This window comes from Pseudomonadota bacterium, from assembly GCA_018242545.1.
Lineage (GTDB): Bacteria > Pseudomonadota > Alphaproteobacteria > 16-39-46 > 16-39-46 > 16-39-46.
Window position 1 is genome coordinate 14,584 of sequence record JAFEBT010000010.1, and the last position, 23,215, is coordinate 37,798.

Consider the following 23,215-nt stretch of genomic DNA (forward strand, 5'->3'; position numbering starts at 1 on the left):
ATTTTTTCCCTTTTAAATTATTAGAGCTTTTATTAAGATAATAACAATTAAACATTTTACTTTTGTAAAGTTAAAATAGGGAGCTTTCCAAATATGCGTCACATCTCGTTAAATTTTATTTTCTTATTTATTTTTTCTTTCTTCCTTGTGTCTTTCGATGTTTTTTCTATGTCTGAAGATACCTTGGTGATTGGGTGCCGTCCTTGGGACGATAATTTAAAAAATGTAGCACTTGGCAAAGCACATTTCATAGACTTTATGGACATGGGTCATACACGCGTCGGAGATACGACTTTTCATCATATTGACTTTAATGACACTAATATGTATTCAGCAGGCAAATTAAGTGAATTTTCTCTTGCAAATCCTAAAAAATACACCACCATCCTTATCGATTGGAGTACGCAACATCATATTCGCTCTGATGCGGCTTGGGGCTATTTTTATTCTCTTCTAAAACCTGAAGGAAAACTCATTATTGCCGTTGCTCCAAGCTTTAACTTTAAAACTCAAGAAGTTACAACAGAACAAAAAGCGCAAGAACTTCTTGATAAGCTTCAGAAACAAAGTTCTTTTTCTTTTGAAATCTATCCTTATCCAAATGAACTAACCTCAGAAACAAGAGATATTTTCCCGATATCTTCTTTAGAGCTCTTAGGCCGAAAATATGATGCTGTCGAAAAAATGTCTGGAGAAATATATCCAGATGTCTATAGCTCGTGTCGCATGCAGGGGCGTGTTCTAATAGGAACCAAGCAAGCATTCTGAATGTCAAGGATGCATTAAAATAAGAGAGACATGATTTATATTTTCCGAGTAAATACAAGCCCTTCAAGCTTCTTTTAAAACACCTTTCTCATCTCTTTCTTAATGAGCAAGAATTTTTGAGTCCCTCATTCCAAATTTTGATTTTACGCTTGCGAGAGTCAAAGAAGTTTTCTAGAGTGAAAACAGGATAAATGTGTAATAGTGATGTACTACACATATAAAATGTGTAATGTTTCTTAAGTATCTTTTCTCCATACATTAAGATGTATGTATGATTTTTTCCTTATCTTCTTAAGAAATTTTACTTAATTATCAAGAATATATGCTAATTTGAGGATGCAGAAATTGAACCAAACTCGTAGACGTAGCAGCAATAACTCCCGTAAATCGAATTCTTCTAATAACACTTTTGATAGCCAAGGTCCCGAGGGTAAAATTCGCGGCACAGCTCATCAAATTTTTGAAAAATATATGGCCCTTGCCCGAGATGCCAACTCAAGCGGAGACCGTATTGCAGCTGAAAGTTTTTATCAATTTGCAGATCATTATTTTCGACTCATGACATCTGACAACGAATCAGATGGAAATATTTGGCGCGATGAAGGGCATCGTCCAAATAAATCTCATACCTTTCAACAGAATTCTTTTGCAGCAGATATTGAGAACGTTCCACAAACAATTTCATCTTCAGGAGAAAGGCCCGAAAATCCCTCTCCCAAAAGCACACGGAACCGCGAAAATCGTTTTGAAAATAGAAGATCGCGTCATCCATATTTAGGAGGAAATTCTCGATCTTACGCAGACCGTCAAGCACGTTCCGAAAGCACGCCTCAATCTGCTCTTCAAGAATCCTTGCCTTTAGAAGCCCAATCTGAAACTCCTATAGAAACGCAACAAGATGTAATAACAGTCATTCAATAAAAAAATAGAGAAATAAGATCATGAATCTTGATGTTTATACTGAAAAGTTAAAAGCAGCTCTTCAAAAAGCTCAAACTTTAGCCCATAGAAAGGGTCATCAACGTCTCCTTCCCGAGCATCTCTTAAAAGTTTTGCTTGAAGAAGAGGATGGTTTTATAAAACGTTTGATTCAATCTTCTAAAGGAAATGTAAATTCTGTTCTTGAAGAAATAGATACCTTTCTTGCCAAACAACCTCAAATTGAAGGAAGCGGCGCAGGACAAGTCTTTTTATCCCCAGAACTTGATAAAACTTTTGAAATGGCAGAAGACCTTTCAAAAAAAGCGGGAGATTCTTTTGTCACGCTTGAGTATGCACTTTTAGCGTTTCTCATGTACGATAAATCAGAAGCTTCAAAAATCTTAAAAAAATCAGGCCTTACAGCTCAAGCCCTCAATCAAACAATTCAAGATCTTCGCAAAGGTCGAACCGCAGATTCCGCTTCTTCGGAAGACTCCTATGAGGCTCTCCGAAAATATACACGTGATTTAACAGCAGCAGCCCGGGAAGGAAAACTTGATCCTGTAATTGGGCGGGATGAAGAGATTCGACGTACCATTCAAGTCCTCTCTCGCCGAACGAAGAACAATCCTGTTTTAATTGGAGAGCCGGGGGTTGGGAAAACGGCTATTGTTGAAGGCCTTGCTCTTCGAATTGTCAATGGAGACGTTCCTGAAAGTTTAAAAAATAAAGATCTTCTGTCCCTCGACCTAGGCGCTTTGATTGCGGGTGCAAAATTTCGAGGAGAATTTGAAGAGCGCCTCAAGGCTGTTCTTTCTGAGATTTCAGCTTCTTCTGGCAATGTCATTCTTTTCATTGATGAACTTCATACCCTTATGGGCGCAGGAAAAGCAGACGGTGCGATGGATGCGGCCAATATGCTTAAACCTTCTCTTGCCCGTGGGGAACTTCATACAGTTGGCGCAACAACCTTAAATGAATATCGCCAATATATTGAAAAAGACGCAGCTTTAGCACGGCGTTTTCAACCTGTTTACGTCTCTGAGCCTACAGTAGAAGAAACAATTTCCATTTTGCGCGGGCTGAAGGAAAAATATGAACTTCATCATGGGGTCCGCATTACAGATGCTGCCATTGTTGGCGCAGCTGTTTTATCTGATCGCTATATTACAGATCGTTTTTTACCCGATAAGGCAATTGATCTTGTTGATGAAGCTGCAAGCCGTCTGCGCATGGAAGTTGATTCTAAACCGGAAGAAATTGATGAACTCGATCGTCGTATCATCCAACTAAAAATCGAGAGAGAAGCTCTTAAAAAAGAAAAAGATGAAGCTTCTCAAGATCGCCTTCAAAAGCTTTTAAAAGAACTTTCTGAACTTGAAGAAAAATCTTTAAGCCTCACAAGCCATTGGAAAGAGCAAAAAGATAAACTCTCTGAATCACAACGCCTTAAAGAACAGTTAGATCAGGCACGCTTAGAGCTTGATATTGCACATCGTAGGGGGGATCTTGCAAAAGCGGGCGAAATTACATACGGGCTTATTCCGGGGCTTGAACAAAAACTTAAAGAACGTGCAGACCAATCTCAATCTCAAACACTCAAAGAAGAAGTAACTGAAGAAGATGTTGCTGCCATTGTGTCCCGTTGGACCGGTATCCCTGTAGATAAAATGTTAGAAGGTGAACGCGAAAAACTCTTGGCCATGGAAGATCAAATGAAATCAAGAGTTTTAGGCCAAGATGAAGCCGTCTCTTCGATTGCAAATGCTGTACGACGGGCTCGATCGGGTCTTCAAGATGCCAATCGCCCAATTGGATCTTTCTTATTTTTAGGGCCAACAGGTGTTGGAAAGACAGAACTTGCAAAAGCTTTAGCGGCCTTTCTTTTTAATGATGAGCACGCTCTTTTACGTATTGATATGTCTGAATTTATGGAAAAGCACGCTGTTTCAAGGCTTATCGGTGCTCCTCCCGGGTATGTCGGATATGAAGAAGGCGGAACCTTAACTGAAGCCGTGAGGCGTCGTCCTTATCAAGTGATCCTTTTTGATGAAATTGAAAAAGCCCATCCTGATGTTTTTAATGTTTTGCTTCAAGTATTAGATGATGGACGTCTTACGGATGGACAAGGACGCACAGTAGACTTTAAAAACACGCTGATTATTTTGACATCTAATCTTGGAAGTGAATTTTTAAGCCATGCTGATTTTGAAGGAGAGCCTCCTCAAGAAGTTAAAAATCAAGTTATGGACGTTGTTCGCAGCCATTTTCGACCTGAGTTTTTGAATCGCCTCGATGATATTCTTATCTTTAAACGTCTTTCACGGGCACATATGAAAGGAATTGTTGATATTCAACTTGTCAGGCTTAAAAAACTTTTAGAAGATCAAAAAATCACACTCCTTCTAGATGATTCTGCAAAAGAATGGCTTTCAAATGAGGGATATGACCCTGTCTATGGCGCAAGACCCTTAAAACGGGTCATTCAACGATCTCTTCAAAATATTTTAGCATCTCAAATCTTAGAGGGGAAAATTAAATCTGGAGATACGGTTACCGTCACACAGAGTGGAAAAGAAGGTCTTATCTTTACGAGCCAACCGTCAGAAAAATAATACGCTTCCCCCTCTTTAAAGGAAAAACCTATGATCACTGTTTTTGGATCTCTCAATATGGATATTCTCTTTTCCGTTGAAGAGCTTCCAAAACCGGGACAAACCATTTTATGCCCCCATTATAAACTTTCTCCTGGCGGAAAAGGAGCTAATCAAGCTGTAGCAGCTGCGCGGAGCCTTCCTACTCATCAGGAAGCATCTGTTTTCTTCTATGGGAAAGTGGGAGAAGATGCATTTGGAAATACCTTATTGGAGGGTCTTGAAAAAGATTCTATCTGCACGAAAGGTGTTCAAAGAAGTAAAAATCCAACGGGATGCGCCAGCATTTATGTCGATAAAAAAGCCGAAAACGCCATTGTGGTGGCAAGTGGCGCAAATTTAGATGTTTCCCATTCTCAAGTTCCAGATGATAAGCTTTCAGAAGAAGGGCTTCTTCTTTTGCAACTCGAGACGCCTCTTTTGGAGAACTGGGCCCTTACTCAACGTGCTTATACCAAAAAATGTCCAATCCTTTTAAATGCAGCCCCAGCTTTTCCAATTCCTTTGAATATCTTAAAATGTCTTACAACGCTTGTTCTTAATGAAAGAGAAGCACACATGACAGCGCAGAATTTGAATCTTTCTTTTTCTTCTCTTAAAGATCTTGCTGGTCAACTTGCACTTGTGTTCAAAGGAACATGTGTCATTACTTTAGGTCCACAAGGCCTTATTGCCGCGACTCCCGATGTTACTTATACCCTAGAGGCCTTTAAAATTACACCTTGTGACACGACCGGAGCCGGTGATACGTTTACAGGTGCTCTTGCAGCCCAGGTTTCTCAACAGATCCCCCTTCCCTCCGCTCTACGATATGCAAGTCTTGCCTCAAGTCTTGCATGCCTTAAAGAAGGCGCCCAGCCGAGCATTCCTTTTTTTAAGGAAGTAAATGAAAAATTACCTTTAATGTTTACGCCTCAAGAAGAAAAAAATGCTTCAATTGCGCCCTCTTTTTGAAAAAGACTGTTTTTTTATCAAAGATCTTCCTCTTTCTCATCTTTTTCTTAAAAATGATGCACGATTTTTATGGCTTATTCTTGTGCCACGCCGCAAAAACATACAAGAAATTTATGAGCTCACTGAAAAAGATCAAGATCTCCTTGGCACAGAAATAAGGGCTCTTTCTCCTTTTATTAAATCTCTTCACAAAGCAGATAAACTCAATATTGCCGCCATCGGAAATATTATTCCGACTTTGCACATTCATATGGTTGCACGGCACAAGACAGATGCCCTTTGGCCGAATGTTGTCTGGGGAGAGCCCTATACTCTTCCTTATTCGCCTTCTGAAAAAGAAATTCTTTTAGAAAAATTAAAGGCTTTTTCAGAAATATAAAAAGAAAGTTAGCCCATAAAGCTGATATAAGTTGGCAAAAAAATAAGATGGCCTCTCAAGAAAAGAGATCTTTTTAAATGATTTCAAATTCACTCAGAAACAAAATTCTAAGAATTGTTTTCTCATCAAATAAAAAGTCTTAATGCATACCATACATATCCAGAGGCCACAGTATGCAATAATTTCCCCTTGAACTAATTTTTCTGTCAATTATTACTGCAAGATAAGATATTTTTGAGTTATTTTGACCTGGCTTTTTTCTATTGGTGCCGATAAATCAGTCTTTTTATAGGAATTTGATTTGCGAAAACTTTTCACATAAAGGGCATTCTCGCTGAGCAATTTCATAGAATTTATGGGGTCTAAAGAGAATTTATTATTCTCCTGAGAAAAAGGGAGACTTAACGTACATACATACGCTTAGATTTTCGGTTATCTCCCTTCCGATAATCTTTTCATTTTTTTTCGCTATAGCTCTGTCAAATCTTCTTCTTTTAATAAAGTTTAATTTCTTCTTTTAAAGTCTTTTAAATTTTTTTAGCGTCTTCTCTAGAGTTCATCCCACTAAATTTTAAGCCTTGCTTTCTAAAAGCTTCTCTTTATGAATTAGATTGAAACCTGAGTGGTTTAAGAATCTCTTTCAAAGCTTCAGGAATAATATGCCATCGAAGAGAAGCATCTCCATAAGGCGTCATAAAGGCACGTTTGATTGCATTTTCATACATTAAAGAAAATTTATGTTGAAGTTGGTTTGCAGGCTCAAGAGGTAAGACATGCATGGAAGATCCTTTTTGAAAATATAAAACACCCCACATATCATTATCCCCTGTTTGAGATTGCAAATGATAGTAAGAAATTAACTCATCATAAAAAATATTTTTAATACTTTTGACATACGCATAACCAAGGTCATGAAGATCTTGAGGAGAAATATCCTTAGGCACAAGCTTTAAATCTTTAAGAGCATTTTCAACTGCTCGTGTCAAATAATGATTATCGATATCTGCAGCATTTGCATTAATTGCACCCGTAAAATCCTCTCCTTTTTTCCATTCATAAGAAGCAATTACCGGAGCATCAAATTGATTTTTAAGGACATTGCCTTTATGGTCTTTTTTCTCAATTCCTACAAGTTGCAGAGGTCCATCTTCTGTATTTATAACAAAGTTATAAAGATGTGCCGCTTCTAATATTTTAGATACAGCTCTTTCAAATGTAATATTACTTACATTAGCTTTTTGGCTGGCTTGAGAGGTTTCTGAACCCATAATTATAAATGATGACACCATAAATCCAAAAAGGATCATGCCAATAAAATTGATGTGGTAAAGACGATTTTTCATAGTAATGAATTCTTCCGTATTCTAGTTATTTATATGATTAACCTTTTAAGAAGTTTAATTGTTTTTCTTAAACAAATCAAAACATAATTATATTTTAATTTTTCTTTATTATAATTTTTTTAAGACTTCTTTTTAACACTCTCAACAGCTAAATAACCATCTCCTTGAAATTCTACAGGAAGAAGCCTTCCAACATCTCCACACTTCCCTATCCAATAGTGCTGATTTTCAAGGGGAACCTCTTTTCCTTTTACTCTTTTCCAAACAAGCGTTTGAAGAGAAGACATCATGATCGCCTCAGTAAGTTGAGCGCCTCTATATTTTTGAAGCATAGATCCTCTTCCTTTGGAAAGCTCTGCAACATCTTTCATTTTTAAAAGAAGCAATCTTTTATTACTTCCTAATAGCGCAACAGTGCTTTCTAAATCTGAAAACGGGAAAAAACCAAAAGCTTTTACATTTTCTGGGCATGTTAAAATTTGTTTTCCCACTTTTGTTTGAGCGAGAAGATTTTCAACTTTTGTTCTAAATCCTCTGCCATCCGTTGCAAGCATTAAAAAATCCGTCATAGGATGGTCTGATCCATATGGATAAAGACCCAAAACTTCCGAATTCGGCTCTAAGTCAATCAAGAGCTGTAATGGTTCTCCATAGCCACGTCCACGGGGAAGCTTATCAATCGAAAGGGTGTAAAATCGGCCCGTTGTCGTTCCAATTAAAAGTTTATCCGTACTCATCACTTTTAAAATATAACCTTCTTTATCTCCTTCTTTATATTTAATTTTTTGAATATCTTCAGGCGTTAAGTGACCATTTATAGAGCGAATCCATCCATTTTGTGAGCAACAAAGTGTTAAAGGTTCTTTTTCAATAAAACTTTCTATGTCCATATCAAGTCCTTGAGGAAGAGCCTCAAAACATGTCCGCCTTGCACCAAGTGAAGTTTGGCTGCCAAATTTTTTCTCAATCCATAAGATATCTTCTTTTAGGGCTTTCTTTTGTACCTTTTCATGCGCCAGTAAATCTTCGAGTTCTTTTTCTTCCTCTTCAAGTTTTTGCGTTTCTTTTTTGATTTCTATCTCTTCTAATTTACGAAGAGACCGAAGTCTCATGTTTAAAATTGCTTCTGCTTGAATTTCTGAAAGATTAAACCGAAGAATCATCGTTGATTTCGGATCATCCTCTTCTCTTATAATCTGAATAATTTCATCTAAATTTAAAAAAGCAATCAAAAATCCTCTTAAGATCTCAAGACGGTTTTTAACAACTCTAAGACGATAAGATCCTTGACTTAAAAGTATATTCAATCGGTGCGCTAGAAAAGAATCTAAAACCTCTCGAAGAGACATAACCCGTGGCACACAGTCAGCATCCAAAACATTCATATTAAGAGAAATTCTAACTTCTAGATCTGTTTCTCGGAAAAGGCTTTCCATAAAAAATATCGGATCAAGATCACGGCTTTTGGGAATGAGAACAAGACGAATGTCGCTTGCAGATTCATCTCTCAAATCAGCTAAAAAGGGTAATTTTTTAATCTCCAAAAGATCTGCCATTTTTTCAATAAGCTTGTTTTTTTGAACGTGGTAAGGAATTTGAGTCACAACGGCAACATATCCTCCTCCTGGTACGTTTTCTTTTGTCCAAGAAGCTCTCAAACGAAACTTTCCGCGTCCTGTTTCATACGCTTTCAGAAACGCATCTTTTTCTTCAATTAAAATACCCCCTGTTGGAAAATCAGGTCCTTTTATAAATTCAAGCAACTCTTCTGTCTTCGCGTCTTTATGATCCATAAGATAGAGGAGGGCTTTGCAAATTTCGCCAACATTATGGGGAGGAATATTTGTTGCCATTCCAACAGCAATTCCCATCGCACCATTTGCTAAAAGATTGGGGAAACGTGCTGGCAAAAGACTTGGCTCTTCGAGTGTCCCATCATAGGTTGGCTTTAAAAGAACTGTTTCTTCTTCAATTCCTTCAAGCATTGCTTGGGCCACATCTGTCAAACGTGCTTCTGTGTAACGCATGGCAGCAGCGTTATCCCCATCAATGTTTCCGAAATTACCCTGACCATCTACAAGCGGATAACGACAAGCAAAATCTTGCGCCATTCTAACAAGAGCATCATAGATTGATCCTTCTCCATGGGGATGAAACTTTCCAATAACGTCTCCAACGACCCGGGCTGCCTTTTTATATCCTTTTTGAGGACTTAGGCCAAGCTCATGCATGGCATAAAGAAGCCGACGATGAACAGGCTTTAAGCCATCGCGGACATCAGGTAAAGACCGATCCATAATTGTCGAAAGCGCATATGCCAAATATCGTTCAGAAAGAGCTTTTTTAAAAGAAGTCTCAATAATATTTTCAGAAACGATGGCGGTATCTTCTTTTTTTGTCATTTAAAAAATCCTAATTCCTCTTACTCTTATCTTCTTCACAGGCATAATTTCAAGAAAATTCTAACAAAGACCATATTTTAAGCTGGTTTAATATTATCCTATTTCCAACACATAACAAAGTGTTGGTCATGCTTTGGTATTTTGAAAGAAAAAAAGGATCTATAAAAAATAATTTTGTTTTTTTATCATTTTAAGTATTTTTTATATAGATCTTATGCATTTATTGTTTTAAAGTTTGAAGCATATTCTTAATGCTTTCTGAAGTGTTTTTATTCTAATATTCAAGACGAATCATGGAAAAATATGGAAAAATTTTTAACAATAGATGATCTTGATGTTTCAGGAAAACGCGTTATTGTAAGATGTGATTTCAATGTCCCTCTTCATGATCAGAAAATTATAGATTCAACCCGAATCGATAAAGCTGCCCCCACACTCAATGAATTGATGGACAAGGGTGCAAAAATTATCATTTTATCTCACTTAGGAAGACCGAAGGGAAGAGATCCTCTTCTTTCCCTTAAAATCATCCAAGAAGCTTTAAGTGATAGCCTTTATGGTGCCTCTATTCAATTTATCCCAGATTGTATTGGACCAGATGTAGAAAAAGCTGTTCAAAATCTCCTTAAAGGTCAGATCCTTCTTCTTGAAAATTTAAGATTTCATAAAGAAGAAGAACAAAATGATCCTCACTTTGCGGAACAGCTTGCTCACTTAGGTGACATTTATATTAATGATGCTTTTTCGACTTCCCATCGTGCCCATGCCTCTGTTGAAGCCTTGCCAAAACATATGCCTATTGTCGCAATTGGAAGGTTGATGGAAGCTGAACTTAAAGCACTTTCTCTTATTCTTGAAAATCCTGAACGTCCAATTATGGGTATTGTTGGAGGTTCAAAGGTTTCTACGAAACTTCAGCTCCTTAGGAATCTCATTCCAAAATTGAATAAACTCGTTTTGGGGGGAGGAATGGCAAATACGCTTCTTTATGCTCAAGGCTTCAATATTGGGAAATCTCTTTATGAAGAAAGCATGAAAGATTTAGCGCTTGAAATTATTTCTTTTGCAAAAGAAAGAAATTGTGAGCTCCTTTTACCTTCTGACGTAATTATTACGCCTCAAATCATAGAAAATGCGCCTTTTGAACGAACAACAATCGAAAACGTTCCACATGACAGCTTTATTGTTGATATTGGACCGACGACCAGACGTTCAATTATAGCGCATCTTAAAGATTGTAAGACTGTTCTCTGGAATGGTCCTCTTGGTGTCTTCGAAGTTCCGCCTTTTGATGAAGGAACGCGCGATATTGCGCTTGAAGTTGCTAAACGATCGCGTCAAAAAACGCTTATCAGTATTGCAGGAGGTGGAGACACGGTTGCAGTTCTTTCAAAAACGGGCGTTATAGATGATTTTACATATGTTTCCACAGGAGGAGGTGCTTTTCTAGAATGGCTAGAAGGCCATAAGCTCCCTGGAATCAAGTGTTTAGAACACCCCTTACCCGAAGGCCTACATTGCCCTTTAAAATAAAGAATGAGAGACCTATGATCTAGGCCAATAATGAATATGTTGATCGTTTCCTATTAAATTACCCTTACAATAGCCAGGAACGATCCATCCACCCCGTATCATATGCTTTTCAAGATCAAGCAAAAAATACATGTCCTTCTTAACACGATAAGATTCCTCCTCTCGAATAAGATCAAACTCAGCTTGTCCTAAAAAAAGTTGTTGATTTTGATCCAAAAAAGTTGTCGAAAGACGTTTATACGTTTTATTTTTTTGATGTAGAGTATCTTCAAACTGAGGGACATCATTTTTGATATTATAAAATTCAGTCTCTGCGAAAAGTTCGTAACATTCTCTATCTGTTATTTGGGGATTAATACTGGTGATATTATGAGAATGGCATACAAATTGTGCAAACTGATGAGCGAAGGTTACGCTTGATAAACTCAGAGCGGTACTTAATAGCACTCCTAATAAGCACCTAGTTCTTTGTTTTTTCATATCATCTCCACTTTTTACTCGGATTTTAAAGATTAATTTTCCAATAAGAAAAAGACATTAAATATTCATTAATTTTCCTGGATCATTTCTTCAAAAACGCTTGCATTTACTTCCACAGGAAACTCTTCTTGCAAAACTGACATAAATTGATTGATGAAATCTTCCACAAATTCATCTTGGATTCTTTTTATATTTTCTTCTATTTTTTTAGAATCTTTAAACGTGTTTGGAGAGATTTTTTTCACTTGGCCAATTTTGATTTCTTGAGGAGTCATACTCATGGCTGCACCGCCCACAGGCTGAGAAAAAAGTTTTATCAAAAAATCTTCTGAAAGATTTTTGGGAGGAGATAAGAAACTTACATTTGGAAAATCTTGATAGGAAAGATTGTTCTCTTGAGCTATTTTTTGTAAGGATTGTCCTTTTTGAAGCTTTTCCATCAATTCCTTTGCTTTTTTGAGAGCAAGTTTCATGCGAAGCACATCTTTGTATTTTTCGATGACCTTATCTTTTACGCGCTCAAACGGAGGAATAGCTTGAGGATCTATCCGATCAACCACAACAATATAAAAACGGCCTTTTCCAAGTTCTATCAAATCACTTTCGTTTCCTTCACCAAGTTCAAAAGCTTGTTTTAGCATATCTTCCGTAAAAAGGCCGGCTTTAGGGCCAATTTTTGAAACACCATCTTCCCCTTGGCCTGTGATGGTAACTTTTTGAATTGTTGCAAAGGGTAAATTCATCGAATTTGAAATTTCCATGAGCGTGGATCCTGACGCAAAGGCGTCTTGAATTTCTTTACCAGCTTGGTAGACCATCCCTAAAGCTTTTTCAGCGCGTTCTTCTTTTTGCAAAGAAGGCTCCGTGCTTTTAAGTTGGTCTTCATAAGTTTTTGCATCTATAATAACAACACTTAAATCACGCACCTCCGGCAACATAAAAAGTTCATTGTTTGCGTCATAAAAAGAACGTAGCTCTTCTTCAGAGGGGACTTCAACAATCGGAAAAATACTTATTGGAAGAACAGCAACACTCAAAGATCGTGTTTCTTTTAATTGCTCGACAAAAGGTGTTAACATATTTTCAGGCATTTTAACGCCTTGTATAACAGCCTTAATGAGAAATCTTTTTTGTAAATCCTTTTTAATCATCGAAAGATAATAAGATTCTGAAACTCCTTGATGGGCAAGCAAAACATCAAATTTTTTCTTGGAAAATTGTCCGTTTTCATCTCGAAAAGCATCTTCCGAATGAACAATATCTTTTAATGTTTCATCACTGATAAAAAGATTTAAATTTTTAAGCTCTTGGCGAAGAAGAGATTCTTGAATTAAATTTGTTAAAACCTGAGAAGATATCATCATTAAAAGCTTAGGATTTTTATCTATCTCATCTCCCATCTGACTGCGAATACGAGACATTTCATTTCTTAAAGATTGATAAAAAAGCACACGTGTAATTGTTTCTTTGCCAACCGTCGCAACAACATCTGAGCGGAATTTTGGACGTAAAAAATCTGTAATGCCCCAAATTCCAAAACTTCCAATCAGAAGAATAAGAAGCGCTTTAGAAACCCATGAAACAGAAAACTCTCGAATAATTCGGATCATTTAGATTAATTTTCCTTTAATTTAGTTCAACCAAAACCAATTCTTTTAAAACAAGAAGGCCGACGTCCCCCTTTAGGATAAAGGTATCTTAAACATGCCCTAAAAAGAGAGCAAGTCCTTTACAAAAAATTTTAAAAAAAACTATACTGATTCGATAAAATTACCATACCCTAACTTACATTCTTTAAGAGAAAGAAAACGACATTATGAAATATATCATTGGCAACTGGAAAATGAATCTTTCTTTAACTGAAGCCAAAAATCTCACCCAAGGGATTATTCGCTTTTTAAAAGAGACACCTTCTTCCTCCTTTCATTATTTTATTGCGCCACCTTTTCCTTTCCTGGAGGCTCTTCATACATTAATCCTTTCAGAGAAAAGCTCTCTGTTTCTTGCTGCTCAGGATATAAGTGCCCATGAAAAAGGCGCCTTTACTGGAGAAGTATCCGCCTTGCATATAAAAGAATTTGGTGTCAAAGGTGTCCTTATTGGCCACTCCGAAAGGCGTCTTTATCATCAAGAAGGGAAAGACCTTTTACAACAAAAAACTTCTCGATGCCTTTCAAATACTCTCATTCCAATTCTCTGCCTGGGTGAAAATCTTGAAACACGCACCGCTTTAAACACCATTCCTTATGTTCTCAATCAACTCCAAGAAATGTGTTTTCCTTTTCAAGAAAAAATTAACGCGATGTCAACCACTCTTCTCCCCCCACTTATGATTGCGTATGAGCCTCTTTGGGCCATTGGCACAGGACATGTACCCTCCTTAGATGAAATAAGAGACGTTCATAAAAATCTAAAAAATGCCTTAAAGTCTCTTTTTCCCAATCATGATATTCCCCTTCTTTATGGAGGGTCCGTAACGGATCAGAACATTTCGGATATCCTTAGTCTTTCTAATGTCGATGGGGCTCTTATTGGAGGTGCAAGTCTTTCTTTGGAAACATTTCTTCCTCTTTTAAAAAAAGCTCTTATATGAGATACTTCTCATCACAAAACTTAAATGATTGACAAAATTAACATGTGTAGGAATTTAAAAATGATTTCTTTCTCTTCTTTAAAAACAAAAGTTATTTATCTTTTCTGGATATCTCTTTTTGCTTTTCCTGTGTCAAGTCAAGCCTATGATGGACTTGTAAAGCAAGATGGCAAGCCCTCTTATGCCCTTCAAGAGCTTTTTCAAGCTTTGGGTTATTCCTCAACAAACATCTTTGAAATGAATACCATTGCACAACGTGATTTTTTGCGTAAGGCAGGGCAAGAAAGATGGCATATGCAAGAGGTTTCCCATGATAAAGAAAAAATTTTTCCGATCCTTGAAAAGCTCGGGGTCATTGATGCTATTTCTCCAACACCTCATATGCTTAAATCTGTCGATTATATTTTTATTCATGGCGCAACAGTTGGAAGAATGCAAAATCGCGTCACTTATTTTCTTGAAAATGTTTGGCCTCATCTTACCCGAGAAGCTCAAGAACGCGTTAAAATTATTTTCCTGTCAGGAAACAGAAAACTTGATACAACTTTAAATGAAAAAGAAACGCTCTTTAATCCTGATTCTTCAGAGATTCAATTAAGACCAGATTGGCAAAAACCCAACCGCCCCATTGAAACAGAAAACGATGCTGCCCAAATTATATGGGATCAGCTTGTTCCTGATAAATTTTTGCGTGATAAAGTTCTTTTTGTGTCTGCACCCGCTTTAAAGGATGGAAAACGTCCCACGACAAAAGATACGATAAAAGCATGGCTTAAATCTTTTGAATCTTTTCAAAAAGACCCTCTTTCAGTTTCTCAAAAAGAACGGCTTTTTTGGAAAAATGCGCCAGATTTAAAGGCCGTTCAAATTTTAGCTATTTCAAATAATCCTTATATTTACTATCAAGATCAGGTTTTTAGAAATGCACTTGAAGAAGAAGGATTTGATCATATCTTTCTTGAAACGGTTGGTTCTAAAGCAGAGTCAGACACACTTCTTGCAGTTTATTTGGATAATATTGCAAGATGGCTTTACGAAGTAACCAATAACCTTAAAAAGAAAGCCTTGCCCCATGAAGCCACACAACCCCATTTTTCTTCTGACAAAAAAGGACGGTAACCCTTCATCTGCTCTTCTTCATTTATTTCAGGCTTTAAATCTTTCAACAGTAAATCTTAAACAGATGACGGAAGATTTACATAAATACTACATGCGAAAACCTGGAATTGATCGTTGGCAAATGCAAGAAGTCCCTTTTCAAAAAGACAAAATTCTTCCTTTCCTTAAAAAGTTAGGTTTCGTGGAAGAAATTCTTCCTTCAAAAGAAACGAGCACTTCGCCTCACTACATTTTTATTCATGGTGGTCACGTTGAAAAAATGCAAAGCCGTATAAATTTTTTCAATACAAAGATATGGCCAAACCTTTCTAAGGAAACCCAGGAAAAAGGTCATATTATTTTTCTCACGGGTGATCGAAAGCTTAATATTGAAACATCTGAAAAAGAGAACCTCTTAAATCCAAATCCTTCTCAAATCCCTATTAGAGAGGGCTGGATACCTCCTCAAGTACCTCCCCTTAATGAAAGTGATGCAGCTCGTATTATTTGGGATCAACTCATCCTAAATGAAACACTTCGAAATAAGATCCTTTTTATTGATGCTCCTTGTCCACAAGACTATCATCGTCCAACAACAAAGGATACGCTCACAGCCTGGTTGACTTCTTTTCAACAATTTCAAAAAAAACCAAGTTTCTTGCCTCTATCCTATCAAACTTTTTGGAAAAATGCTCCGGATATAAAAAAATCATCCTTTCTGGTTATCTCAAATAATCCCTTTATTTTATATCAAGACCTTGTTTTTAGAAACTTTCTTCAAGAAAAAGGATTGGGAAATGTTTATTTAGAGACCGTTGGATCAAAAGCCAATGATAACGTCCTTCTTGCTGTTTATCTCGATAATCTTGCAAGAACACTTCTTGAAATTCAGAAATTTTTGCAGCAGAAAAAATTCTTCTCTTTCTTATCATAACGTTACAAAAAAATCCAAAAAACCATCTTGAAAACAAACTTCTCTATGCTAAAAGAATGCTACATATTTAAAAAATTATAATTTTTGTATTTTACGTTGGTTTTATTTTTTTGGAGTTTTCATTTTGAAAAAGCAAATTTTTCAATCCTTTATATTATTTGTAGCATGTTTTTTAACCTTTTCTATGTCTTATGCTTTAGATCCTGAAGAGCACGAGCTCAGCTCTCTTATGGGGAACGTCGCACTTTATTCCCCTAAACGTTCTAAAACAGGCCAAAGGCCTGCCTGTCCTTCAGTTGAAAAACACCCTCAACGCCCCCATTCAGCTCCAACTTTCAAAAAAGACACGTCTGAAGTCCCTCTCAGTGAAGTATTTTTAGCACAAGGCTTAGATGCAGAACCCATGCAGGATAGAGCTGCTTTTGACTCACCATCGCCACCTCTTCCCCTTTCATTTTTGGCTTCTGACGCACCTGCTCCCATGGATATTCTTCCTTTAAGTGGCCCATCGATTTCAATGGAACCAGAAAATACGCCTCCAAAAAAAAATAAACAAGCAACAACGTATGACGCCACTTCCTCTTCTTTTCTATACGACAAATCACCCTTACGATCACAGTCAAGACGAAATCTCTCGGACGCGTTTACTATGGAAAAAAGTAAATCTTTGTGTTTAAAAATGGAAGTTAAAAAACGACTTTCGAATGATGATAGCTCTGAAGAGGAGAGCGTTCTTGAGCATCAACCCTATTCAAAAACTAACACCTCTAAAAGAGGGAGACGAAAATTTTAAGAATCTCTCTAAGATCAAGGAAAAATTTTGACATTGACGAAAAAATGTTTTAAACGTTTTAAAGTTATTATCCCTATAAAATAACTCTTTTTAAAAATTTTTCCTGTGAAATTTTTATTTTGTTTCAAAGAAAATTCTTTTTAATTTTAAAATTGGATGTTATTAACAAAAATAAATCTAGATTTTTTTCATAGAAACGACTACAAACAGAGTGTTGATCCTCTCTTTTCTTAAAGGAACTTTACCATGCAGCTCGTTCTTATTGTCATTCATCTTATCATTGCCCTTTCTATGGTTGGTATTATTTTAATTCAACGCAGTGAAGGTGGCGGCCTTTCAGGCCTCGGAGGAGGCTCTGGGGGTTTCCTTACAACGCGCGGCACGGCCAATCTTCTGACACGCACAACAGCCATTCTTGCAGGGCTTTTTATGCTCACCAGCCTAGGTCTTACAATCCTAGCGGAAAGAACAATCCATAAGCCTTCCATTTTAAACGAGACAAGTTCACAAATTAATGATAAACTACCTCCGGTTGTCGAGGAAAAGCTCTTACCTCCTCCGGCTGGGCAAAAAAATTAAACATAAAAAAGAATCATGACCCTTCATAAAAAGAAAATATCAGTAACACCTCTCCTTCCTATTTGTTTTAAAAACGTCTTGTTATCTTGTGTTGTTGCTTCATCATCACTCCTGGTGTGTGCTTCACAAATATCTGCAGTTGAAATTAAGAAAGATTTAGCAGATCAGCCTTTATCTTCCTCTCCCACTACCCCTATTGATATTGTTTTAAAATTATCAGAAGCTTCTCCAGAAGCGCATCTAAATGTGCAAAAATCTTCAACACCCATTATAGATGTTGCAAATGCTATAGATGTGTCACCTCCTCAATCTGTCGATCTTTCTAAAAAAGTAAAAACAGTTTCTGTTGACGCTGTGCCTTCAAAACCAGAAAAAAAACAACCGAATGCTTCTGCGATTCATAATCCTGAACATAAAGACGCAATAAGATCTTCTGTGCTTCTTTAATATAATATTAAAGTTGATATTTAATAATTTTTGCACGGAGCAATATGATTTATGAATCAAAAAATTCTATTAGAGAATAACCTTATGCTGAAAGAAGTTAATGTTGTTTCTTCTGAAATCATTTCTTGTGAAGGGTTTGATGCCCCCTATGGCCATCCTAAAATATATCTTAACATTCCTCATCAGACTGAAATAAAATGTCCCTATTGTTCACGTCTTTATTTTAGAAAATGAAAATCGCCTAAGAGCTCAAAAACGACAAAGCTCCTAAAGACTTATCTTTCAGAAGCTTAATCACATACCTCAAATACCAGAGCGAAAGAATGTAGGAAAATTATCCTTGACGTGCTTTAAAACGTGGATTTTCTTTGTTTATAACAAAAACACGGCCTTTACGTCGTACAATCTTACAAGCTTTATGACGGGACTTCATGGTTTTAAGTGAGTTTACGATTTTCATAACACAGACCTTAAATTAATGCGAGTTTGTAATGTTCTTACAAAACTTTAAAACCTCAAGAACATTGAAAAAGAGGTATCAAACGATGTTTGCTTTGTCAAGAGATATCCTCTTTTTTAAACAAAATAGAACGTGTATGATACAAAAACTTTATCGTCACCCCATTTTAGGAGAAAATAATGTTTAAACTCGATCCTTTACCCTATGCAAAAAATGCACTTGAACCTTATATTTCAGAGAGAACACTTGAATTTCATTATGAAAAACATCATCAAGGATATGTTACAAACCTAAACAAGCTTGTTGAAAACACGCCGCTTGAAACAAGAAGTCTCCAGGAAGTTATCCTTGCAACTTATAATGATCCTGAAAAACAAAGTATTTTTAATAACGCCGCTCAAGTTTGGAACCATACGTTTTACTGGAACTCTTTAAACCCTACGCCCACTTCCCCTTCCCAAGATCTTCAGAAAGCGCTGAATAAATCGTTTGGCTCTCTCGAAAATTTTAAAGATGATTTTAAAAAAGCAGCTCTTGCTCAATTTGGAAGTGGTTGGGCTTGGCTTGTAAGCCATTTATCAGGTGAGCTTCAGATTCTTAAAACTCCAAATGCTGACACCCCTTTAACATCTGAATTTACGCCTCTTTTAACATGTGATGTGTGGGAACATGCCTATTATCTTGACTACCAAAATCAAAGAGCTTCTTATGTGGACGCTTGCATGTTGCATCTCTTGAACTGGGATTTTGCAGAATTAAATTATAAAAAGGCTCTTGGAAAATCTTCCGTTCTCTAAAGACAAACACCTTTCTGATTAACTAAGAAGAAGGCTTTCTTGTCTCTCTTTTATTTAAAATTGAAGAAAGTCTTCTTTGAAAACAAAAAAACGAGCATAAAAAGAAATAATATGATAAGGTCGCTTCGCATTTAACCTCCAAAAGACTCCATTGGATTTTTTGATGAACTATACGCGTTTTTTAAAAGAGACCTTAGAAGCTTGGAAAAACTCAGGCAATTACCGGTACTTTACACCCCTCGAGCGTCTTTGCGGACATTTCCCAAGGGCTCTTTATCATCCACCCGACAACGTCCTTCCTCCTCAAGAAGTTATTGTTTGGTGCAGTAATGATTATCTGGGAATGGGTCAAAATCCAAATGTTCTCAGTGCCGTTCAACAAACTTTTTCAAAAAGAGGAGCAGGTGCGGGAGGAACGCGGAACATATCGGGCACAACACCTTCTCATCAACGTCTTGAAGAGAGCCTTGCAGATCTGCATCAGAAAGATGCTGCTTTAATCTGCACATCAGGATATGTCGCAAATGAAGCTGCTCTTGGAACCTTAGGAGCAAAGCTTCCCCAATGTGTTATTTTTTCAGATGAATGTAATCATGCATCCATGATTCAGGGTATTCGTCTTTCACGTGCTGAAAAACATATTTTTAAACATAATTGCCCCCAAGATCTCAAACGTCTTCTTGAAGCTTCCCATGCGCAAGACCCTTTACGCCCTAAAATCATTGCTTTTGAGTCTGTCTATTCCATGGATGGAGACATAGCCCCCATCGAAGATTTTTGTGATCTTGCTAAAAAGTATAATGCCCTTACCTTTCTTGATGAAGTACATGCCGTTGGCCTTTATGGAAAACGAGGAGGAGGAATAGCAGAAGAACGCGGTCTTCAAGATGATATTGATCTAATTTCTGGAACATTTGGAAAAGCATTTGGACTTATTGGAGGATACTTATCAGGATCCACCTTTTTAATTGATTTTATTAGATGTTTTGCATCTTCTTTTATTTTTACAACAGCTCTTCCTCCTGCCATTATGGCCGGTGTTTATGAGAGCCTTCACCATCTTAAAAATCACCCTGAGTTAAGAGAAGCACATCAGAAGAATGTTAAAATTGTCAAAGATGGACTTGAAGATTTAGGAATCTCGTTGATTCCGAATCAAAGTCATATTGTTCCTGTCATTATCGGAGATGCACATCTTTGCCGCAGCACGGCAAATTATCTTTTAAAACATCACCATATTTATGTTCAGCCCATTAACTATCCTACAGTTCCAATTGGAACTGAACGATTCCGAATAACACCGAGCCCGCTTCATACACAACAGATGATAACAGATCTTTTAACAGGTCTTGATGATATCTGGACAAAATTTAACTTGAAACGGTTTCCTCTTACTCAAAAAATCTATGCTTAATCCTGATGATCTAATGACAAAGACGGCTTAAAAGAATATCCAACATATTTTTCTTGAGGAGACAAAGTTTTATCATGGGGATTCTCTAAAATTTTAAACCCGTTTGCCCTATAGAAAGCACAAGCTTTTGTATTCACACGTCGACCATCAACAATAATTTCTGAAAAGTCAGGATGGAGACTTTTTATAAAGTCGAGAAATTTCTTTCCAATTCCTTTTCTTTGAGATTTTGGCCTCACAACAAGTTGACGAATATGAATAATTTTAGCGCCATCCTTGTTTAAACAACATTCAAAAAACATCATCCCAACAAGAATATTTCGTTTGATATGTTTGGCACGTACACAAAAGACTGTGGGAGATTCTTTAAAAAGGCTTTTCTCGTCTTGAAAGGTTGCTTTAAGCCAACTACAAACATCTAGAGGTGTTTGAAAAGCAGGCTTTAGATCTTGAGGCAAAACGTTTTTATAATTTTCCATAAAAGAATGCAAAAAAATCTTTCCTTCTTTCGAAAGAGAAGCGTCTTTAGGACGTAGCCTTAAAGATATTTTTTCTCCATCATCATCGTGAAAAGAATTAAATGCGAAAACACCGCTTTGAAAAAGCAGAAAAACGATAAAAAACTTTAAAAGTATAAAACAACGCTTCATCATAAAAATGCCCTTTAAATCTATTTTAACCAATTAAAATTCAGACTTTGAAGACCCTCCATCAAACATAGATTCTTATTAATATCATTAAAAGTCCGCTTTGAGAAGTCTTTTTAAAGGATACTTTTTTATTATAGGATTTATTCATCCTCTTTAACTAAGATATCATAGGAAAGTGCGAGCTTATATTTTCTTGCTTTATTCCAGTGATCCGCTATTTTTAAAAAACCACCTTCAACCCATTTTTTACAAAGTGCAGCATTTGTCCGTGGTTGAAAGCCAAATAGATCTCCAATTTGCTGAGCTGTGACAATATCATATTCTTTAAATAATTCGAGAGCTTTACGTTGTTTTGGCTGCTTCGATTCTCATGAGATGCTTCGCCATAGCTGGCGTGATTTTATAGATAGGTTTAAAGTTTGTCGGCGTAATATACGCTCAATATTGGCTTCATTTATATTTTTTATTATGCTGATAAAATTCCGATAATTTAAGAAGAATATGTCGATAACAAGAGTTATTATCATGGGCATGTCTTAAAAGTAATACGCCCTCCCTTTTTCTTTTCTTCTTTTTATGTTTGACAATCCCTGGATCCTGGCGTTAAGGTTTCTGGTATGAAGAAAAATTATAGAGCCCCTCATCCTTGTTCTTTTTTCGTCCCGCATGTGGTTGTCGTGGGCGCATAGCTCACATATGTATTTTTTCCCCAAATTTTTATGTCTCTTCATTTTGTTAAAACTTTCTCTAAGTTTTAACCCTCTTTATTTTGTAAAGGTCTCTTATGTCTCACTTTAAAATTATTATGACAACGGGTATAGCCATGTTTGCAATGTTTTTTGGCTCCGGAAACTTAGTTTTTCCTCTCCAATTAGGTGTTATGTCTCATGGTCACTATGCCCTCGCCAATCTCGGCCTTCTAATAACAGGTGTTCTTATTCCATTTTTAGGGCTCTGGAGCATGATGCTTTATAATGGAAACCGAGATCAGTATTTTGGGCTCTTGGGAAAATTTGCTCCTTTTATCGTAACGTCAGTTCGATATAAGAAATGAGGAATAATTATTAAAATTGTTAAGCTTATGAAAGCCCACAGAAGGTTTTTTTGGAATGAAGGTATAAGCAATTAAGCCCGCTAGGATATTTACTTGGAAGTTTAACACAGACCTATGCCTTGTATGTTGTATTTGAAGGATAGATTTTAATTGATCAATAACAGATTCAATAACGCCGCGCTTAGAAAGTAAAAATTCTTGTCCAGGTTGGAAAACTTTGCTTTTCATGTTTTTACGAAACCTTGTAATAAGCTCAAGACCTTGCTTTTTTAAAGCTTCAAAAAGCTTAAAATTCACATAGCCTTTATCTCCAAAGAGCCAACCTTTAAGATCTTTTACAAGCAGAGAGACAACGCTACGGTCATCTATGTTTCCTGTGGTTAACCAAAAATTTACAAGTTCTCCCTCATTGTTAATGATGAGATGAAGTTTGAACCCAAAGAACCAACCTGTAGATGTCTTTCCTCTTTTAGCTATGTTTTTAAACACCTTATGAGAAAAGATTCTCAAATTATGACAAACTTCAAGCTTCGTAGAATCAATAAAGTATTTTCCTGTTCTTTTGCCAAATAAAGAATATTGCAAAATAAACAAAGGTATAAAAGTAAATGGCATTAACTCTATAAAACGATTGTAACTTACCAAAGAGGGGAACTCTTTTCGATAGTGGATGACAAGACAGTGCTGATAAAAGTCTTTGAAAGTCCTATAATGGCTAAGATGAAACATGACAACAATGGTCATAATCTCAGAAAGGCTCATTTTACATGGCCTTAAACGTTTTCTATTGGGTTTAGGAAGATATTTTCCTTTTGTTTTTTCATCAAAAGTCTTGCAAAAATCATCAATTAGACAGAATATCTCTACAATAGGGATCATAATTTTCTCCTTTGGTTGTGCTTTGGAAAAATTATGGTCTCTATTTCTTAAAAGTCAATCTTTTCAATATCTTCCTTTTTCTT

At 36.5% G+C, this 23,215-nt stretch carries 23 protein-coding genes; 16 read left to right on the plus strand and 7 right to left on the minus strand.

The features are described 5' to 3' along the window. Positions 1–93 precede the first annotated feature (93 nt). The 5 genes from JSS34_02625 to JSS34_02645 all read left to right on the plus strand — a co-directional run bounded on the left by JSS34_02625 (position 94) and on the right by JSS34_02645 (position 5,676). Positions 94–768 (plus strand): hypothetical protein, encoded by a 675-nt coding sequence (locus tag JSS34_02625; protein MBS0185235.1) that lies wholly within the window; start codon positions 94–96, stop codon positions 766–768. A gap of 336 nt (positions 769–1,104) precedes the next feature. Continuing rightward, positions 1,105–1,689 (plus strand): DUF4167 domain-containing protein, encoded by a 585-nt coding sequence (locus JSS34_02630; protein MBS0185236.1) that lies wholly within the window; start codon positions 1,105–1,107, stop codon positions 1,687–1,689. 20 nt (positions 1,690–1,709) lie between these two features. Next, positions 1,710–4,304: an ATP-dependent chaperone ClpB gene (gene clpB, locus JSS34_02635; GenBank protein ID MBS0185237.1), complete on the plus strand. Its 2,595-nt coding sequence runs from the start codon at positions 1,710–1,712 to the stop codon at positions 4,302–4,304. Between the two features lie 30 nt (positions 4,305–4,334). Then, a complete protein-coding gene (locus JSS34_02640) occupies positions 4,335–5,297 on the plus strand; it encodes a ribokinase (protein ID MBS0185238.1) in 963 nt (320 codons plus the stop codon). Further along, entirely contained in the window at positions 5,272–5,676 is a 405-nt protein-coding gene (locus JSS34_02645; protein MBS0185239.1) for an HIT domain-containing protein, read from the plus strand. Before JSS34_02640 ends, JSS34_02645 begins: the two co-directional genes overlap by 26 nt. 599 nt (positions 5,677–6,275) lie before the next feature. Here the strand turns inward: JSS34_02645 and JSS34_02650 are convergent. Continuing rightward, a complete protein-coding gene (locus JSS34_02650; GenBank protein MBS0185240.1) occupies positions 6,276–7,019 on the minus strand; it encodes a hypothetical protein in 744 nt (247 codons plus the stop codon). Positions 7,020–7,138: 119 nt separating this feature from the next. Continuing rightward, on the minus strand, positions 7,139–9,421 hold the full coding sequence (gene parC, locus JSS34_02655) for a DNA topoisomerase IV subunit A (GenBank protein ID MBS0185241.1): 2,283 nt from the start codon (positions 9,419–9,421) through the stop codon (positions 7,139–7,141). A 303-nt stretch (positions 9,422–9,724) separates the two neighbouring features. Here parC and JSS34_02660 point away from each other — a divergent pair, with 303 nt between their 5' ends. Further along, on the plus strand, positions 9,725–10,954 hold the full coding sequence (locus tag JSS34_02660; GenBank protein ID MBS0185242.1) for a phosphoglycerate kinase: 1,230 nt from the start codon (positions 9,725–9,727) through the stop codon (positions 10,952–10,954). Between the two features lie 12 nt (positions 10,955–10,966). Here JSS34_02660 and JSS34_02665 read toward each other — a convergent pair whose 3' ends face one another. Both JSS34_02665 and JSS34_02670 read right to left on the minus strand, forming a co-directional pair. Further along, on the minus strand, positions 10,967–11,434 hold the full coding sequence (locus tag JSS34_02665) for a hypothetical protein (protein ID MBS0185243.1): 468 nt from the start codon (positions 11,432–11,434) through the stop codon (positions 10,967–10,969). Between the two features lie 68 nt (positions 11,435–11,502). Further along, positions 11,503–13,044 (minus strand): SurA N-terminal domain-containing protein, encoded by a 1,542-nt coding sequence (locus JSS34_02670; GenBank protein MBS0185244.1) that lies wholly within the window; start codon positions 13,042–13,044, stop codon positions 11,503–11,505. Between the two features lie 206 nt (positions 13,045–13,250). Between JSS34_02670 and tpiA the strand changes: the two genes are divergently transcribed. From tpiA to JSS34_02705, 7 genes are all read left to right on the plus strand, one after another. Then, positions 13,251–14,027 (plus strand): triose-phosphate isomerase, encoded by a 777-nt coding sequence (tpiA, locus tag JSS34_02675; protein MBS0185245.1) that lies wholly within the window; start codon positions 13,251–13,253, stop codon positions 14,025–14,027. Between the two features lie 60 nt (positions 14,028–14,087). Beyond that, positions 14,088–15,146 carry a hypothetical protein gene (locus tag JSS34_02680; protein MBS0185246.1) on the plus strand — a complete coding sequence of 353 codons (1,059 nt, stop codon included), beginning with the start codon at positions 14,088–14,090 and terminating at the stop codon, positions 15,144–15,146. After that, on the plus strand, positions 15,100–16,059 hold the full coding sequence (locus JSS34_02685; GenBank protein ID MBS0185247.1) for a hypothetical protein: 960 nt from the start codon (positions 15,100–15,102) through the stop codon (positions 16,057–16,059). The genes JSS34_02680 and JSS34_02685 overlap by 47 nt, the downstream gene beginning before the upstream one ends. Before the next feature lie 124 nt (positions 16,060–16,183). After that, positions 16,184–16,852: a hypothetical protein gene (locus JSS34_02690; protein MBS0185248.1), complete on the plus strand. Its 669-nt coding sequence runs from the start codon at positions 16,184–16,186 to the stop codon at positions 16,850–16,852. A gap of 246 nt (positions 16,853–17,098) precedes the next feature. Beyond that, positions 17,099–17,431 (plus strand): preprotein translocase subunit SecG, encoded by a 333-nt coding sequence (secG, locus tag JSS34_02695; GenBank protein MBS0185249.1) that lies wholly within the window; start codon positions 17,099–17,101, stop codon positions 17,429–17,431. 15 nt (positions 17,432–17,446) lie between these two features. After that, the gene (locus JSS34_02700) at positions 17,447–17,878 is read left to right on the plus strand and encodes a hypothetical protein (GenBank protein ID MBS0185250.1); all 432 of its coding nucleotides are present in this window, start codon (positions 17,447–17,449) and stop codon (positions 17,876–17,878) included. A gap of 84 nt (positions 17,879–17,962) precedes the next feature. After that, a complete protein-coding gene (locus tag JSS34_02705; GenBank protein ID MBS0185251.1) occupies positions 17,963–18,112 on the plus strand; it encodes a zinc-finger domain-containing protein in 150 nt (49 codons plus the stop codon). A gap of 100 nt (positions 18,113–18,212) precedes the next feature. Here JSS34_02705 and ykgO read toward each other — a convergent pair whose 3' ends face one another. Then, positions 18,213–18,338, minus strand: coding sequence for a type B 50S ribosomal protein L36 (gene ykgO, locus JSS34_02710; GenBank protein ID MBS0185252.1), 126 nt, complete (start codon positions 18,336–18,338; stop codon positions 18,213–18,215). 179 nt (positions 18,339–18,517) lie between these two features. Here ykgO and JSS34_02715 point away from each other — a divergent pair, with 179 nt between their 5' ends. Further along, entirely contained in the window at positions 18,518–19,135 is a 618-nt protein-coding gene (locus JSS34_02715; protein MBS0185253.1) for a superoxide dismutase, read from the plus strand. 163 nt (positions 19,136–19,298) lie between these two features. Continuing rightward, positions 19,299–20,549 carry a 5-aminolevulinate synthase gene (gene hemA / locus JSS34_02720; protein MBS0185254.1) on the plus strand — a complete coding sequence of 417 codons (1,251 nt, stop codon included), beginning with the start codon at positions 19,299–19,301 and terminating at the stop codon, positions 20,547–20,549. On the opposite strand, the gene JSS34_02725 is transcribed toward hemA, so the two are convergent. After that, positions 20,546–21,202 carry a GNAT family N-acetyltransferase gene (locus JSS34_02725; GenBank protein MBS0185255.1) on the minus strand — a complete coding sequence of 219 codons (657 nt, stop codon included), beginning with the start codon at positions 21,200–21,202 and terminating at the stop codon, positions 20,546–20,548. The genes hemA and JSS34_02725 overlap by 4 nt on opposite strands. A gap of 781 nt (positions 21,203–21,983) precedes the next feature. Here JSS34_02725 and JSS34_02730 point away from each other — a divergent pair. Then, entirely contained in the window at positions 21,984–22,253 is a 270-nt protein-coding gene (locus tag JSS34_02730) for a branched-chain amino acid transport system II carrier protein (protein ID MBS0185256.1), read from the plus strand. Here the strand turns inward: JSS34_02730 and JSS34_02735 are convergent. After that, the gene (locus JSS34_02735; GenBank protein MBS0185257.1) at positions 22,233–23,129 is read right to left on the minus strand and encodes an IS982 family transposase; all 897 of its coding nucleotides are present in this window, start codon (positions 23,127–23,129) and stop codon (positions 22,233–22,235) included. The genes JSS34_02730 and JSS34_02735 overlap by 21 nt on opposite strands. Positions 23,130–23,215 lie beyond the last annotated feature (86 nt).

Coding starts and splice junctions, on each gene's coding strand:
- JSS34_02625 (MBS0185235.1), top strand. CDS start 94: ATGCGTCACATCTCGTTAAATTTTATTTTCTTATTTATTTTTTCTTTC.
- JSS34_02630 (MBS0185236.1), top strand. CDS start 1,105: ATGCAGAAATTGAACCAAACTCGTAGACGTAGCAGCAATAACTCCCGT.
- clpB (MBS0185237.1), top strand. CDS start 1,710: ATGAATCTTGATGTTTATACTGAAAAGTTAAAAGCAGCTCTTCAAAAA.
- JSS34_02640 (MBS0185238.1), top strand. CDS start 4,335: ATGATCACTGTTTTTGGATCTCTCAATATGGATATTCTCTTTTCCGTT.
- JSS34_02645 (MBS0185239.1), top strand. CDS start 5,272: ATGCTTCAATTGCGCCCTCTTTTTGAAAAAGACTGTTTTTTTATCAAA.
- JSS34_02650 (MBS0185240.1), bottom strand. CDS start 7,019: ATGAAAAATCGTCTTTACCACATCAATTTTATTGGCATGATCCTTTTT.
- parC (MBS0185241.1), bottom strand. CDS start 9,421: ATGACAAAAAAAGAAGATACCGCCATCGTTTCTGAAAATATTATTGAG.
- JSS34_02660 (MBS0185242.1), top strand. CDS start 9,725: ATGGAAAAATTTTTAACAATAGATGATCTTGATGTTTCAGGAAAACGC.
- JSS34_02665 (MBS0185243.1), bottom strand. CDS start 11,434: ATGAAAAAACAAAGAACTAGGTGCTTATTAGGAGTGCTATTAAGTACC.
- JSS34_02670 (MBS0185244.1), bottom strand. CDS start 13,044: ATGATCCGAATTATTCGAGAGTTTTCTGTTTCATGGGTTTCTAAAGCG.
- tpiA (MBS0185245.1), top strand. CDS start 13,251: ATGAAATATATCATTGGCAACTGGAAAATGAATCTTTCTTTAACTGAA.
- JSS34_02680 (MBS0185246.1), top strand. CDS start 14,088: ATGATTTCTTTCTCTTCTTTAAAAACAAAAGTTATTTATCTTTTCTGG.
- JSS34_02685 (MBS0185247.1), top strand. CDS start 15,100: ATGAAGCCACACAACCCCATTTTTCTTCTGACAAAAAAGGACGGTAAC.
- secG (MBS0185249.1), top strand. CDS start 17,099: ATGCAGCTCGTTCTTATTGTCATTCATCTTATCATTGCCCTTTCTATG.
- JSS34_02700 (MBS0185250.1), top strand. CDS start 17,447: ATGACCCTTCATAAAAAGAAAATATCAGTAACACCTCTCCTTCCTATT.
- JSS34_02705 (MBS0185251.1), top strand. CDS start 17,963: ATGCTGAAAGAAGTTAATGTTGTTTCTTCTGAAATCATTTCTTGTGAA.
- ykgO (MBS0185252.1), bottom strand. CDS start 18,338: ATGAAAATCGTAAACTCACTTAAAACCATGAAGTCCCGTCATAAAGCT.
- JSS34_02715 (MBS0185253.1), top strand. CDS start 18,518: ATGTTTAAACTCGATCCTTTACCCTATGCAAAAAATGCACTTGAACCT.
- hemA (MBS0185254.1), top strand. CDS start 19,299: ATGAACTATACGCGTTTTTTAAAAGAGACCTTAGAAGCTTGGAAAAAC.
- JSS34_02725 (MBS0185255.1), bottom strand. CDS start 21,202: ATGATGAAGCGTTGTTTTATACTTTTAAAGTTTTTTATCGTTTTTCTG.
- JSS34_02730 (MBS0185256.1), top strand. CDS start 21,984: ATGTCTCACTTTAAAATTATTATGACAACGGGTATAGCCATGTTTGCA.